The organism is Providencia sp. 2024EL-00732, from assembly GCF_044006275.1.
Taxonomy (GTDB): Bacteria; Pseudomonadota; Gammaproteobacteria; order Enterobacterales; family Enterobacteriaceae; genus Providencia; species Providencia huashanensis.
The window spans coordinates 109,931-125,785 of sequence record NZ_JBIPDG010000001.1; the positions used below are offsets into that span (position 1 = coordinate 109,931).

At 43.4% G+C, this 15,855-nt stretch carries 12 protein-coding genes; all 12 read left to right on the forward strand.

From position 1 onward, the window contains the following. The first annotated feature begins 9 nt into the window (after nucleotides 1-9). The 12 genes from ACHB7C_RS00415 (at nucleotide 10) to ACHB7C_RS00470 (ending at nucleotide 15,822) form a co-directional block, all read left to right on the forward strand. The gene (locus ACHB7C_RS00415; RefSeq protein ID WP_198861273.1) at nucleotides 10-594 is read left to right on the forward strand and encodes a fimbrial protein; all 585 of its coding nucleotides are present in this window, start codon (nucleotides 10-12) and stop codon (nucleotides 592-594) included. 7 nt (nucleotides 595-601) lie between these two features. After that, nucleotides 602-1,339 carry a molecular chaperone gene (locus ACHB7C_RS00420; RefSeq protein ID WP_198861274.1) on the forward strand — a complete coding sequence of 246 codons (738 nt, stop codon included), beginning with the start codon at nucleotides 602-604 and terminating at the stop codon, nucleotides 1,337-1,339. Between the two features lies 1 nt (nucleotide 1,340). Next, nucleotides 1,341-2,171 carry a molecular chaperone gene (locus ACHB7C_RS00425; RefSeq protein WP_198861275.1) on the forward strand — a complete coding sequence of 277 codons (831 nt, stop codon included), beginning with the start codon at nucleotides 1,341-1,343 and terminating at the stop codon, nucleotides 2,169-2,171. Between the two features lie 184 nt (nucleotides 2,172-2,355). After that, nucleotides 2,356-4,923: a fimbria/pilus outer membrane usher protein gene (locus tag ACHB7C_RS00430; protein WP_395346114.1), complete on the forward strand. Its 2,568-nt coding sequence runs from the start codon at nucleotides 2,356-2,358 to the stop codon at nucleotides 4,921-4,923. Nucleotides 4,924-5,011: 88 nt separating this feature from the next. Beyond that, nucleotides 5,012-6,658 (forward strand): hypothetical protein, encoded by a 1,647-nt coding sequence (locus ACHB7C_RS00435; RefSeq protein ID WP_198861277.1) that lies wholly within the window; start codon nucleotides 5,012-5,014, stop codon nucleotides 6,656-6,658. Between the two features lie 1,844 nt (nucleotides 6,659-8,502). Continuing rightward, nucleotides 8,503-9,090 carry a hypothetical protein gene (locus tag ACHB7C_RS00440; RefSeq protein WP_198861278.1) on the forward strand — a complete coding sequence of 196 codons (588 nt, stop codon included), beginning with the start codon at nucleotides 8,503-8,505 and terminating at the stop codon, nucleotides 9,088-9,090. Between the two features lie 10 nt (nucleotides 9,091-9,100). After that, the gene (locus tag ACHB7C_RS00445) at nucleotides 9,101-11,548 is read left to right on the forward strand and encodes a fimbria/pilus outer membrane usher protein (RefSeq protein WP_395346117.1); all 2,448 of its coding nucleotides are present in this window, start codon (nucleotides 9,101-9,103) and stop codon (nucleotides 11,546-11,548) included. A gap of 94 nt (nucleotides 11,549-11,642) precedes the next feature. Further along, nucleotides 11,643-12,359, forward strand: a complete 717-nt coding sequence (locus tag ACHB7C_RS00450; RefSeq protein WP_198861280.1) for a fimbria/pilus periplasmic chaperone — start codon at nucleotides 11,643-11,645, stop codon at nucleotides 12,357-12,359. A 29-nt stretch (nucleotides 12,360-12,388) separates the two neighbouring features. Then, complete coding sequence (locus ACHB7C_RS00455; protein WP_198861281.1) at nucleotides 12,389-12,982, forward strand: DUF5462 family protein; 594 nt, start codon at nucleotides 12,389-12,391, stop codon at nucleotides 12,980-12,982. Between the two features lie 71 nt (nucleotides 12,983-13,053). Beyond that, nucleotides 13,054-13,836 (forward strand): hypothetical protein, encoded by a 783-nt coding sequence (locus ACHB7C_RS00460; protein ID WP_210831776.1) that lies wholly within the window; start codon nucleotides 13,054-13,056, stop codon nucleotides 13,834-13,836. A 21-nt stretch (nucleotides 13,837-13,857) separates the two neighbouring features. Beyond that, nucleotides 13,858-14,799 carry a hypothetical protein gene (locus tag ACHB7C_RS00465; RefSeq protein ID WP_198861283.1) on the forward strand — a complete coding sequence of 314 codons (942 nt, stop codon included), beginning with the start codon at nucleotides 13,858-13,860 and terminating at the stop codon, nucleotides 14,797-14,799. A 504-nt stretch (nucleotides 14,800-15,303) separates the two neighbouring features. Next, nucleotides 15,304-15,822 (forward strand): hypothetical protein, encoded by a 519-nt coding sequence (locus tag ACHB7C_RS00470; RefSeq protein ID WP_048606642.1) that lies wholly within the window; start codon nucleotides 15,304-15,306, stop codon nucleotides 15,820-15,822. Nucleotides 15,823-15,855 lie beyond the last annotated feature (33 nt).

The following is a 15,855-nucleotide window of genomic DNA, read 5'->3' on the forward strand; positions in this document are numbered from 1 at the left end:
GGAGCACTTATGATGCAAAAATACACTAAAAAAAATACAACCTGCTTTTTAACTACAGCATTATTGAGTTTGTGCTTAGGCTATAGCCCTTTCCCCCTCTTAGCGGGTTCACAGACTCTTCCATTAAATTTCAAATTAACCCTACAAAGGGGAACTTGCGATATTTCGATTTCAAAACCCTCAATTATTTTCGCAGATACAATATGGAAAGATATTGTAAAGGCAGCCGATAGTGGGGTCACTCCGCAAAAATTCTCTATTATGTTTTCAGGGAAAAGTTGTGCGGGGCCTGGGATAACCCCAAAATTGAGAGTGGTCGGCACGACGATTACACAGGGAACGACAACGCTATTTAGGAATAATGTCACAACAGGCTCAGTGGGGTTTGGTGTGCGACTAAAAGAAGATAAAGTGAACGGTGCTGTTTTAGCTAATGGTAGCGTGATCAGCCTTACCCCAGTTGCTGGGCAGCCAAATAAATTAACTGATTTAAAATTAGAAGCGGCACTTTCATGCGGCACATGTCAAGAAGGGACAGGGCTAAAAGCCGGCACGGTTAATGCCACTATCACTTACCAATTTCTATATGAGTAACTGTAATATGTTTATTTTATTAAAAAAAATCCGCGCAATACTGTTATTAACTTTATTTTCAACGGGCTTGGCAAATGCTGCCGGTGGAGTGCAAGTATTACAAACCCGCGTTATTTTTAACGAAGGTGATAAGAGTGCGTTAACAACGGTACGTAATAACGGGGATGCACCTTACCTCGTTAAATCTGATGTATTAACAACATTAGATGAGACCGCTTCGAATGCTAATAATTCACCTTTTATCTTGACCCCGCCAATTGCGCGTTTAGAGGCGAATAGTGAAAATGCGCTGCGTATTCTTCGCCAACCGGGTAAAACATTACCGAAAGATCGTGAGTCTGTGTATTACTTAAGCTTTTTGGCAATTCCGAGCTCAGGGAAAAATGAGCAGGACTCTGAAGGCATGGTGGCAGGGAAAATGACCGTCGGGCTGCAATTAATTATCAAATTATTTTATCGTCCAGAAGGGCTAACTGAGCTACCCGCAGAGGCTCCGAGCAAACTGACATTTCAACGTGTAGCTGGTGGCGTGAAAGTCAATAACCCTACTCCTTACCATGTCACGTTTTCTGAGTTAAAAGTGGGTAACAAAGTCGTTGAGGTGGACAATGTAGGGGCTATGGTTGCGCCATTTGAGCAAAAAACGTTTAAGCACGAAATTGGCACTGCAACCACAGTCACATGGCAAGGGATTACCGATCTTGGTGATGTGACCAAAGTCTTTACTAGTACGATAGGAAATTAATATGCTAGCTAAAAAGAGCCGTGGTGCTTCTAATGTAAGGAATAAAGCCGCTTTATGTGGTTATGGTCTGCAAAAAAACTATTTAGTTGGCTTTTTTTTATGCATCAACAGTATTTCCTTATTGATGGGTAGTGCCTATGCTGCACCAAATGCGGCAGAGGGCATTATCTTAAATAATACTCGGGCTTTTTATAACCAAGAGGGAAAAGGTGGTGCAGGTTATACGTTGACAAATAATATGGGTGAACCTTATTTGTTACAAAGCCAAATTGTTCAATTGGAGAAACAAAATACAACAGCGAGTGACGCACAACCAAGTAAGGTTCCTTTTATTGTTCTCCCACCGTTACAGTTATTTAAAGGGGGGGAAACGCTGACTGTACGTGTACGTTTAGTCGATAGCTCAAGCTTACCAACCGACAGAGAATCAGTTTTAGGGTTAAGCCTAAAAGCCATTCCGAGTAAAACGGTCAACAGTAAGGATGAAACAGAACAATCAAGCACACTTACTTTTGCATTAACCAATGTATTAAAACTGTATTATCGGCCAGCAGGAATAGAGAAATTAACTTACGAACAAATAAATGACAAGCTGCAATTCACCTTGCAAGGCAAAGATATCGTTGCGTCTAACCCAACACCGTATTACATCACTTTTAACTCGCTTTCTATGGGAGGGAATAAGGTCAAGGATGACATATTATATGAGATGATCCCTCCTTTTAGTCAAAAACGGTATCCAACAACCTTAACAAATAATATTGAGGTGACTTGGAGCTTAATTAATGAAATAGGTATGAGCACATCCCAAAAACAGCTGAAGCTAAATTAAAATTTCATTAATGGAAATGAAGGAATAAATAGAAATGAAGAAATAAAAATAATCGTTAATTAAATTACAAATGCAATATTAAATAACCGAATAAGTAATGCTTACATTAAGCGTTACGGGGCTATTGCATTCTAAATTTCTAAATTTCTAAATTAAAAAAATTGAATAAGGATATGGGGCAATCATGAACGCGATTCAACCAAAACAAAGTAGGGTCAAACAAAGTACGTTCCGGTTTAGCCCTATATTTCTTGCTTTAATAACGGCTTGTTTACCCGCCTATGGGGATGATTACTTTGAATCTGGCTTTTTAGGTGTTGATGCCGAAAATGTCGACCTTTCTGTATTTTCTAAAGAAGGGGGAGCAGTTGAAGGGGAATACTTGGTCACTGTGATTATTAATAACCAAGTTATTGGACAAAAGTCAGTATTATTTCGTCGCTTACCAGACGGTAACCTTTCGGCCGTACTGACCCCTGCGTATTTACAATCAATAGGGGTAAATATACCGCAAATTGAAAAATTTAAAGGTGTCGCAGAAGACGCAGAAATTGACGATATACGCGAATATATTCCCAATGCAAGCACTCGGTTAGACTTATCCCAATTAAAGGTCGATATCAGCGTTCCCCAAATCGCGATGACCCCGAATTTCCGTGGGTATATTTCCCCTGATCTGTGGGATGACGGTATCCCTGCATTAAGTAATAACTATAACATGAGCTATGGGACCACGAAAACTAGCGGAAATGCGGGCAACACGCGCAGCAAAAACTTTTATGCCTCAGTCCGTTCGGTATTATCGCTTGGTGCTTGGCGAGTCAAAACAAACTTTAATTATAGCCATAGCGAATCCGGTAACCAGAAATACACCAATACGGATTTTAATAATACTTATGTGACTCGCGATATTATTCCGTTGCTATCGACGATTTTTATTGGTGAGTACAGCACGGGGAATGATATTTTTGACGGCATCCCTTTTAAAGGGGCATCTATACGTACCAATGAGCAAATGCTACCGCAACAAATGCGTGGTTATGCCCCTGCTGTTAGTGGGGTCGCCAACAGTAATGCGCGGGTTACTATTCGGCAGAACGGTAACGTTGTGTATGAAACGTATGTTGCACCGGGGCCTTTTGATATCCGTGATATTCAACAGGCAGGTGTTTCCGGTGACTTAGATGTCACGGTGACGGAGTCCGACGGTAGCGAACGTAAATTTATTGTCCCGTATTCTTCTATTGCCGTTATGTTACGCCCTGGGCGTTGGAATTACGAAGTTGCCGCGGGTGAATATAATGGTGGCTCAACGGTAGGCTCCCGTAAAGATAAGTTTATTTTAGGGACCCTAGCGTATGGTTTTATGCAGAATTTCACCTTATTCGGTGGGGTCGTGGGGTCGCAAAACTACCAATCTGGTACGTTGGGAACTGGGGTTTCATTAGGGTCATTTGGTGCTATCTCTGCTGACGTTACCTTGTCAGAATCGAAATTCGATGATGTAGGCAGTAAGTCAGGGCAGTCGTATCGCTTACGCTATTCTAAGTCTGTGTTAGCCACAGGTACGGCTGTAGACCTTGTAGCACTGCGCTATTCAACCGAAAACTACTTTAGTTTCAGTGAATATAATACTCAGGGCTATCGCCTAAAAGACGATGTTAACCCATGGAGCATGCAAAAACGACGTAGTAGTATCCAAGGCATGTTAAGCCAAACGATAGGCACGTTAGGCAGTATTTATCTGCGTGCTAACCGAGATGAATTCTGGGGGACTAACCGAACGTTAATAGGGGGGTCGGTAGGCTTCAGTAGCTCCTATAAAGGGGTAGGTTATTCAATTAACTATAATATAGACCGGATGAAAGATGACCAAGGAAACTGGCCGGAAAACAAACAGTTAAGCTTAAATGTTAGCGTACCGTTCTCTATTTTTAGTTATGCGCCAGGCTACCAAAGCGTTTATTCCAACTATTCGATGACTCACGATAACAAAGGGCGAACCTCCCATAACGCGGGGGTGAGGGGCAGTTTATTGAACGGTGACGTTTCGTATAGTGCAATGCAAAGTTGGGGTAACCAACAACAAATTAGCAATACCAACCTAAACTTGGGTTACCAAGGGACCAAAGGGTATGTGAACACGGGTTATAACTACTCCAAAGATTCGCAATCATTTAATACCAGCCTAAGCGGTGGGGTACTACTGCATAGCCGTGGGGCTGTTTTTGCTAATACGTTAGGTGAAACCATGGCGTTAGTTGAAGCCCCTGAAGCTAAAGGGCTGAAATTAACTGACGGACGCAGTGATATTAACCGTTGGGGTTATGGCGTAATGACGCAACTCACACCTTACCAATTTAATAGTGTAGGGATTGACCCAACAACGCTTCCAGAAGGCGTGGATATTGTTAAGACCAACGAGAGTATTTACCCGACCCAAGGGGCGGTCGTCAAGGTCAAGTTTGCCACCCGCGTTGGTTATCAATTATTGGTTTCACTGCAAAAAGGCGATGGCTATGTGCCATTCGGGGGGGTTGCCTCCTATCAAGGGCAAAATGATTTAGAGTCAATTAGTGGAATAGTTGGTGATGACGGGCAGGTATATTTATCAGGCCTACCTGAAAGTGGCGTCATTGAAGCCAAATGGGGCAGTGCTCCAGACCAGCAATGTTCAGCACCATTTACGGTTTCGTCACAGCCAGAGAACGCACTCACCGATATTCGTCAAATTAGCGTTAAATGTGAATAACCCGTTGGGTTCGATGGGAAAAATAAATTTTACCAATAATTGGGTATGAGCACCTAAATTAAAGGTTAAGTCATTAAGGTAGAAATGTATGATGAGTCAATATGACGATAAAAATAAACAAGTGAAAGCATATCATAAACAGTGGCTAATATGGGCTATGGCCTTGGTTGGGGGGAATGCGTTGGCCGCAGATTATGAAGTAAACGTGGGATCCAATACCCAGCTACCGGCTGTCAGCGTCACAAAAATTTCATCGACTGATCTTACATACCAGATCGTCACCCGGGACTACAAGCCGTATAACACAAATTCCTTCCCGAGTGATTTGAAACTCGTACGACCGGATCCGGCCAACAACTCACTTAGCCACACTCTTCCCGCTGGCTCGGCCAGCGTAATATTAATGAGGGATCCGACTCATTCCAATGCGCAGTTATGTGTTGGGCCAGGGGAAGGAGCTTCCAACTGTGCGGGGATTAGTGTTGGTACTTCTGGGGCTTTTAGGCATGTACAGGCTGGGGAGAACGTGTATAGTGGGGCCCCCGCTGTAGCAGCGCCCTTTCAGGGCACTGTGGTGACCCTGAAGAGTAACGGTGTCCTGGATCCAGCGGGGCCGCGTGTGCTGATACCAGATGGTAATTATCGAGTAATGATAGCGAAGCATTGGAAACCGATAGCATGCGCAGAGTATAGTGTCGCACAATTAGCGTCAAATCTTCGCCAAACGCAACCGGTCGGATGGGGTGTCGGTGCGCAGGGGAATGCAGCATGGTATGTGACCGAATGTTATGGTAATGCGGGCTGCTCACACTTCCCAAGGCAATCGTTCCCCGAAGGGGAGGCGGCAACGCAATACTGGTTTATGCAAGGGATCCCAAATTCCCTCTTAACAGTAGGAAACATACTGTCAGGGCAGTACGCTCATCCGGCCTTCTATCCAAGTACAACCACAAGTTTTCAAATAGACCACACTTGTCCCAGTATCTTAAACGGCCAAAAAACGATGGGTAAACAAAGCAGTAAAGTATCCGCAACGGGAGTGGGTAAGGTTGGGCCAAATAAGGTAGGGGCATTGGCATCGGCGAAGGATTACAAAGCACCTGAATTGATGGATATCAAAGGACGACCGACCATCATAGTGGGGCCCAACGTTAAGCCGGGGGTATATGAAATGCCAGGATTTCAAATTGTAGATGAAATTACTGGCTGGCGCGTGAACATCGCCCCTGCTGGTCGCGTGATCGTAAAACCCAAACCGCGTACCTGCCAAGTACAGAACCATGTCTCTACGATCACCGGGACTGGGCACTTAGGGGATGACGCCATTCCATTTATAGGACCGAATAATTTAAACATCAGCTGCGATGTCGTACCTGAAGCCGAAAAAGATGAGTACCGTCCGAAAGTTTATGCTAACGCCACTTGGGCCGCGCGCCCTGGGAATGCGTATTTAGGGCCTGACCTGAGGATTACTGCAGCCAATATCGTGATTGGAAATGTCATCGCTATCAACAATAACTCTGGTGCCGTCACGTGCGGTATGACAGGAAAAGCTGGACAGGTACGGTGGGGAACGATGGGGTCCACCGAATACGAAGTGCCAGGTGGGACCCGAGACACTGTGGGCAACAAAGATAATTATAACTATAAGCTCTCGTTCTTCGCGTGCATGAAGCCGAATGCACGAGCTGGTGAGGCGTCTGGGACAGGAGAACTCCGAGTCATCTGGCCTTAACATGTAGGGAGTGAAACAAAGTTAAATGCAATCGCCCCCATATTGGGGGCGATTGCATTTGTAATACCTACCACCTTGCTGTGCTGTTTTCTGCGCAAAAATAGTAACCACTATTCGTTTCCCCAAGCTACAGACAAGCAAATTACGCTGTCTAAACCCTCGTCACCTTTAGCGTATCGCCATTTATGACCAGATAAGATTAATAACAAATATCGGGGGCTTCTAATTCTCTCCTCAAGTCATAAACGAGCTCGTCACTGTATCATCTCAAGGGGAATTTGCTGTGGATAGAAAGTGGCATCGAGACGGGATTAGGAGCTCTGGTACGAGTCTCTAATGTGTAAAAGTATAGGTCATAATCCGACTTACGGCATAACGTAACGCTAAAAAACAGAACCAATATAACGTATGATACCGATAGGCAGATGAATATATTATTGAGATGAGCAAAGCGTTTTTTATTATTTTTGGGGTTCATGGTTATTATTTTATTACATTATTAATGATGTGTGATTATATTTTTAATATTATTTTATGTGTTAACGCAAATGGAAAAATTAGGTGTTAAGGATATTAAGAATAGGGGTGATTTATTTTTATTAAGGGAGAGTGTTTTTTATATTTACTTTTATTAATCTTAATTGCTTTTTTATAACATTTTTTTTTGATGTTATTTAATTAAATTGATATGAATAAGTTATTTTTTATTGTATGTGCGGGGGGGTGAAAATCTATTTTTGCAAACGAAATTATCTTATAATTTGGCTTTATGCAGTAGTTTTATTGGTTTTCTTTCTTTTTTGTTATTTGTTTTTTATTTCATAATTAGGTGGTTGGATTTTAATGTTTAATTATATATTCATTTATTGATTGACCGAGTTATATTAAATAAAAATTCAAATAAAACGTAGATGTGTAAATTATCGGATTACGTGTTTTGTTTTTTTTGTTGCATATAACTTATCAAATAGCTTGATACACGTAATACGCGATAACCACTTGTAAGGTAATGGATTTATTGTTTTTCATTTAATATCTTTTTACGTGTTTTAATTGGTTGTAGCGATTGTTGTTTTTTTATCAATAGTTTTTATCTATCGGATTGGCTAATTTAAATGGTATAAACATTTTTACAATTATTTAGGGTGTGTTTATATTAAGTATGAAAGAAAATAGCGATACTTACTAAGTTTTAAAATGGGGTTATCTGGTGACTCATATTGTGATTGCTTTTGTATAAATGTATTGATACATACGAGTTATATCAAATAATGAGTCTGTTTTTAAAATAGAATTAACTCAACGTATTAAGGTTGTGAATTGGGCTGACTGATGGCAATTAATCCATAACAATAAGAAAAAACCGAACATAACTTTATTTTTTAATTTCACTTAATTTCAATTGGAACTCTGTTTTATTCCAGGTAACTCGTGATAACTTTTATTTTGAAATACCTAGGAAAGGATTAAGAGTTAAGAAGGTAGGTGTTTAGTAATGGGGGACTCTTGTAGTTTAGTTGCTAAAAAAACAAACCTGAATTTTTAATTTTTATCGGTAATTAGATTAAAAATAACAGAGGCGTCAAAAATTCATTTTTTTGATAATAAAATAGGAAGGGAAAACCCCGAGAATATCCTTTTCTATTTCTATCTTATTGTACGGTTTTAATTAAAAGTAAAAAAATATCACCACCACTGAGGCGCCATTATGGTGTCTTAGTTGTGTATTCAATCAGGGCGTTAAATACACACAGCAACACTAAATTCACATAGCAACGCATCTCAGCGAATAATGGTTGATAGGCTCGACGGCATAACAGCATAACGCTTAAAGGGAAGGGAACATGTTAACGACTTACCGTTTTTTAATGCTAACAGGGGGATTATTACTGCCCACAGTTGTGTTGGCTGAAACCACGACACGTATCACCGCCACTGTTGTGGCCTCCAGTTGTCAAGGTTCTATCGTGGCAAATGGGCAGCGTGGCATAACGGGGATGATTGATTTTGGGGTGATAAACCCCAGGTTGCGTGAGACGCCTGTTGAAACCTTTTCTTTAATGTTAAGTGAATATGATGGGGGGGACATTGGGTGCAGCGCTTTCGAGGTGTATGCGCGAACGAATGTTTTTGCCACCATCACGTTTGGTGATTTAAGTAACCATCAGCTGGATGAACAGGGGGTGGTTACTCGGTACGATGACGGCAGCGTCTCGCCACTTCGCGTTCGTGTCACACCTACCAATCCTGAGGCGCGTTTTACGGCAGTGGATGGGCCTGGTTTTATTACGCAAAGTCACCGAGAAGTACAGTATCCGGTGGAATTTGCAGCGCGTGGGCAGTTTGATTTTCTAGCCAGTCTCGTTAATGCAGATGAGGCAAAGCCAGGTAAGTTTACTGGCACACTCACATTAACCCTTGTTTATCAATAATGGGGTAATAATGAACATTCAAACGAACGTGCTATTGCCTTTCTCTTGTGGGGAAATTTCTTTAATCCCCACGCGTTTGCCCTGTCAGCGTTTTTCTTCTTTGGGGATGGCGTTGGCTGTGGCATTTTTTTTGCCGCATGCGGGGTGGGCGAATGATGAGCTTAATTGGAGTTTTTTGCAAGGCGGAGACACCGCGAAATCCGCTGATTTCTTAGACCCGAATGCGCAATATTATCCAGGGCGCTATTTCGTCGATGTGAGTATTAATGGGTTCGGGAAGGGGAAGAGGCTGTTAACCGTGACCCCTGAGGAGAAACACCAATTATGCTTTACACCTGCGTGGTTGGCGAGTGTTGAGGTGTATTTGCGGCCGGGTTTTTTTATCCAAACGTTTCGGACGGGTTCCGAGGAAAACTCGGGTTGTTATGCTCTTGGTGAACAAGCTAATACCGAAGTCAGTTTTGATGCAGCATCACAAACTTTGACACTAACAATCCCGCAAGCAGGGTTGACTAAGGAAGATACCTCACTGGATTGGGGCTTTGGCAATAATGCATTACGACTTAATTACAACCTCAATGCGAATAAGTACCGTGATGGGGTGAATTATTACGGCTCAACCTCCTTGCTGGCCAATATCGATGAGTGGGTGGCGCGGGGTAGTGCTTCATTAAGCCAAGATGACTCATCCGTAGCGATGTTTACCGTCTCCAAGGCGTTATTAGAGCTTCAGTCAGATATCGTGATAGGCAAAACATCCGTGAGTAGTGGTGATTTAGGTGGCTTATCGACCTATGGCATGACGCTGAGTAGTAATAATACTATGCGTCGGCAGATGTCAGGGTATACGCCAGTATTTAGTGGGGTTGCCACTAGTACCGCGCGGGTAACCTTGCGACAAGGCAATACCACGTTGTACAGCGAGTTGGTGCCACCAGGGCCGTTTGAAATTAATGATGTAACGGTACTCACCGGAGGCGATGTGGTTATGACCGTTACGGAAAATGATGGTTCACAAACGCAGCAAATTTTCCCCATTACGTTGATTAATGGTCAGCTTTCTCCTGGGGAGCATGAGTACTCTGTATCATTCGGGGTGACTGATAACAATAACGCTAAAGGAACCCCTTCCGGTGGCATTGCCGCATTTAATTATGGGTACGGTTTTGGTGATCTTTCGTTGCGGACAGTGGCGTTGGTTGCCAATAAGTTTACTGGAGTAACGGGCAGCATTACGACTCCGCTATGGGGAATTGGCTCTGTTTCAGCTGGTTTATCGGGTACTCAATCACGCTACAGTGGGGGGAACCGTCAAGGCCAAAAGAGTACGTTAACTTACGCTAAAACCTTTGATATGGGAACGTCGATTCGATTGACGACCAATCAAATGAGCCAGTCGTACGATACGTTGGGTGAATATAACGATTTAGAGTATGACCGTTTGTCTGAGCGTCAACGATTAAAAAGAGATCTTAACATTGGTATTAGCCAGCCTCTTTGGCAAGGCAGTAGTTTTTCAGTGGGGGGATGGGAACGTTGGTATTGGAACCAAGATGGGTCACAAAGAGGGCTAAATAGCAGTTTTTCAACCCGCTTGAGCGCGGTCAACTTATCGGTCTCCGCTTCTTATTACAAAACTGCTCGTGATGATCAATACAGTATTTCAACGTCAGTATCTATTCCATTCTCGGTGTTTGGGAATAACGTCAATACGTTTGCATCGATGTCGACGGGGAAAAATACAGGGAACAGCTATTCTGCGGGGGCTTCAACTAATCTAACTGACCGTTGGTCTGTCTCAGCCAGCGAAAGTTGGGGCAGTGACAGCTCGATGAGTCGCCAAACGAACTTATGGAGCGCCTATAGCGGTTCATTAGCCCAATTGAATGGCCAAATGAGCCGAACTGACTATGGCACGACGGGGTCAGGTTCACTGTCGGGGTCGATGATGTATTTACCCGCCAATAACAGTGTTATTTTCGGTAAAAATATCTCTGACACAGTGGCTGTCGTGAATGTGAAAGACGCTTCTGGCGTCAGTTTAATGGGGCGCCTAGATGAAACTGACCGCAATGGTAATTTGATCGTACCAATGAACAGCTATCGCACCAATACGTTAACGTTGGATGCAAGTACGTTACCTGCAAATACCGAACTGAGCATCACCAGCCAAAAAATCAAACCAACCGGAACATCAGTGACATACGTCCCCTTTGAGTCGGTGACAATTAAACGTTATCTACTGCAAGTGCGGCGTGTCGATGGTGAATTGATGTCACCAGGGCTTTGGGCAACGTCAGAAAGTGGCGTACCACTGGGGTTTGTCGGTGCGCATGGCGTACTGCTGATTAACAGTGTAGATGCGCTAGGGACCATTGTGTTCCCTGATTGTCAGGTACCAGAAGAGGCTTTAAGTGAATCTGCCGTTTTACAGGAAGTGACGTGCGAGGCGTTGTAACGTGAAGGGGCGTTCGATAGCTCTCAATCGGTCAGCCGATCGTATGCGTTGATATTTACACAAAGAACATTCTAAAAGTAAGGGTAACCACATTATGAAATTGACACCTCTCTTTACGGGTTTATTAGCAGTGCTTTCATTGACGATGTCTGCCTCCTCGATGGCCGCTTTGTCTATGGACAAGACGCGTTACATTTTTGAGGGTAATAAAGACGCTATCTCCATCGTGGTGAAAAATGCAGAGAAGAAAACCTACGGCGGGCAGACTTGGATTGAGAATATCAAAGAAACGGATACTCGCCCAACATTCGTGGTGACGCCCCCATTTTTTAAAATCACAGGTGATGGTAAACAAGTGCTGCGTGTGATTAAAGCGCTGGATGAGATGCCAGAAGATAAAGAATCGATTTACTGGGTGAATTTACAAGAAATTCCACCTGTTAATAAAGAAGGCGGATTATCGGTAGCCCTACGGACTAAAGTCAAACTATTGTATCGACCAGCCAATCTGGTAGAGGGACGTAAAAATGCAGAAACAGGTTTGTCGCTCATAAGCAAAGGCGGTAAGCCGGTATTAATGAATACCACTCCGTACATTTTTGCGATTGCAGATGTGTTAGATGCGAAAGAAGTGCCAGTGGCGTTGGATGACATGACCCATAAACAACTAGCAATGTTTGCACCGGGTGAAACCGTGACATTGCCTGTAGGTAGTATGGCGAAAAGTGTGGTGGCACTGGATGACTTAGGGTATGCGGGCACTCATGAGATAAAAGGCACTGGGCCAGTCACCAATTCGACTACCCCGTAACGCTCACAGAAGAACAAAAGGAGCGCTATATGGACTATTTTCGAAAGCTAGACCTATTTTGTCGATGCGGATGGATGGGGGCGTTGTTGTCTCTCATGTTCAGTTCGGTGGTTATGAGTGCAGTGGAGGAAAACATCGAAACGCTGGGGGTGATTAATGGCAGTGTGATGCAGCGTGGTGTGTTGACTGAGCTGAATCCTACTTTATCGGGACGCCCCTTGTTTCGCTATGACGTTGAGGAAACGCAGCCGAGCATTACACAGGTGCTAATTGAGCGCGCCGATTTAGTCTCTGGCTCAAGCCGGGGGGAGAATGACATTGTTTGGGTGCAACACCCCGCTGAGCTGGTGAATGATCCGCGTACCTTGGGGCAATGGCAGTTACCGTTACAGGTGAGCATTGATGGGAAAGTCGTACCCGTAACCACGCACGCGGATAACCGTGGTGTTACGTTAACTTGGGGGAAACCGGCTCGTGACGTCAAGGTTAACACTGGGGGCCTACCCCGTCTGATGGTACCAACAGTATATCGTGGAGATATTCGGACGGATATCCGAATAGTTGAAGTATTACCGACACCGGGTGAGACGGATCGGCTTCCTGGTAGCGCTAATGAGAAGTAAGTCAACAGGCTGTTTGCTTTCGGGTAGGAGCCAAGCAATAAATTGATTTTTTAACCTATAGGAAGAAAATTATGAAATTATATCGTTTAGGGCTACTTAGTGTAGCACTGACCACGACATTGTTCGGGGGGGCCGCGAATGCGGACGAGATGAGCTCAGGCTCGATTAATCATGACATTAAATTTGGTGGCGTAATTATTGGTGCATTGCCGGAGTGGCACTGGGTTTTACCAACATTAATTACCCGTATTGACTTAGAGCAAGGCGCTGCAACAAATGCGTCTGGCGTGAATACGTGGGACATATTGGAAAATCACAAAAACCCTCTTCATTTACTGGAGGGGTACATGGATGCGACCACACCAGGCATCCCTTTCAATAACCTAAGCCCACTCATTAGTTATGTGCAAGGTGGTGCAACAGTGACCACAACGACGACGGGCGGTTTGGTCACACTTCCTCTGGAAGCAGAGGCAAATGACGGTACTAAAGGCACGTTGAAGCTGACCATCACTCCAGTATTGTTGGCATCCAATGGCGCACCTGCGGGAGGCACTCTGACAGTCCAACCGATGCCGAACCAAATCGCATCACCAGATACAGCAGTGCCGATAATTTATAATGCTGCGTTAACGAAATTAGAAACGAAATTGGGCGATGTTACGGGGGCGACTGGTACGACCTATGTTAACACAGAGCTCAATGGCTCATATTTAGATAATGGACAAGACTCAGCTAACCCTGTTATCGCGGGTTATGCTTCAGGTATCACAGCAGGCGAATTAAGTTTCACAGACGCTATCACGCCGACGATGTGGAAGAGTGTATTCACCGTGCAAGTTGCCTATAACTAAGTCATTTTGGAGAAACAAAAGATGAGAATGTTGATTAAATTATCGACCATAGCGATTGCGATGGGAATGGTAGGCACTGCGGTGGCAGCGACCGCACCGGCAGATGTAGGTGAGGTAACATTATTCGGGGCTTTTACGCAAAATAATCCGAACTGGGTATTTTCCGTGTATGACTACCCCCGTGGGGAAAATCTCAATTTAAACCCAACTGATGCGGATACAACAGCATCTTCGGGTAATGATGTGTATGATTTATCTGCGAATGTATGGGCGCGCGCAGCCATGGCTTATTTACCGATGTCAGTTGAACTTCCAGTAGCGCAATCAGGTGTCCTTCAATCAGGTTTACACGTACCAGTGGAAGTCGCCCTGCTAACTGGCGGCAATGTTATCGTTCCGACGGTAGATCCTACGACGGGGTTTGCAACCATCGAACTGCCAGCAACGGTAGATTCAGGTACAGGAACGTTGACCTTATCAGCTGACCACGCACGTGTAGTTGTGTACAATACGCATAATACGACAACTGGCACGGATACCCTTTCGATTTCTACAGCAGCAGCCCCACTCCCTTTGAGCGAATATATTCCTGGTCAGTCATCCTGCTTCTTGCCTAATGACATTTTGCAGATGGACAGTCCTCTAGGTACCACTGGCATCCCCACCATCAACATAACGGGGAGGCAAAGTGCACCTGTTTTAAGCACGATGATAAATGACGGTTTACAAAGTGCTTTAGCTGATTCACCACAGCCTTGGACGACAATGCAGGCATCGACATGGGCTGGACGATATATTTCATCTAGGTGTACAACAGGACTGGGGATTGGGACTAGTACGAGAGAGACTATTTCCTATGCCCTTATTTACGGAATGGCCCTTAAGCCAGATAGCCTAGTCGTACCCGCGGGGAGCCAGGGTGCATGGAGCGCCAGTATCACCATTTCGATGGCGCAGTTATAAAATTAATTTGGGTGAGCAGGCAATCCTTTAAATTTCATCGTATGAAATAAGGTGCTCACCCACTACTTCTGGGCGGGCTCCTCCCCGTTTTTCATAATTACCTCTTGTCGCGCAGGATTTGGAATGTGAGCTTTGTTTTAATCAATAATTCAATAATTCAATAATTCAATAATTCAGTAAATTTATTGAATTATTGATTAAAACAACAGCAACTTGATTGTACTTTATTTACTGGGTAATCCGTAATCAATTGGCCAAGAGGGCAGAACCCGCTAAGCATGTGTCGGTAGGTTCTTAGCCGAAAGGTGGAATCCCTTTTAAATTGGAACGCTTGAAATGTTAGGATCTGATAATTTGGTCATACAGCTGAACAATTGAATAATTGTCTATTAAAGTGAGCTTGATTTATCTCAGCAGTATATTCTTACAATATGAATGTTTAGCTTAAGGATAACAATGTTTATACTGAGCTAAATTATACACATTGAAGAGATAAGGGATGATATGAAAAGAGTAGGAATTTTGCTCACGGCTTTAGTTGTGTTATCAGGCTGTCAGACTTCTAATTCAACGTTAGTTTACGAATGTAATATTGACCAATCGATTAATCAGATTTCTAGAGATAGAAATGGTTTTTTTGCTTTTCCGACTGCGGCTCCGACAGTTAAAGTGTTTTCTTACAATGGCGCATTCAATATTCGTGATTTTGAAGCCGGTGAATATGCAGGCTATAAACTGGAAAAAAGCCAACAACAACAGCAAATAAAGACCGTTAAAGATTTTAAAGTCATTGTTAATAAAGGTGATTATTACCACGATAGCGGGAAAATTATTGAGATCTTCTCCCCAAAACAAAAAACAATTAGTTTATTTTTAATTGACCAGAAAACAGGGAAAACGGATTCGCTGCAATTTTTAACCGATTGTGAAAAAAAATATATAGAAATAAAAAATCGACCTCAGCATGATGACCATGATTCCTCCCCTGAATATGATAAAAATGACCCTGTTGTTAATGGTTAAGTGTGATTAAGGCATGAACATGATTGTTTAATT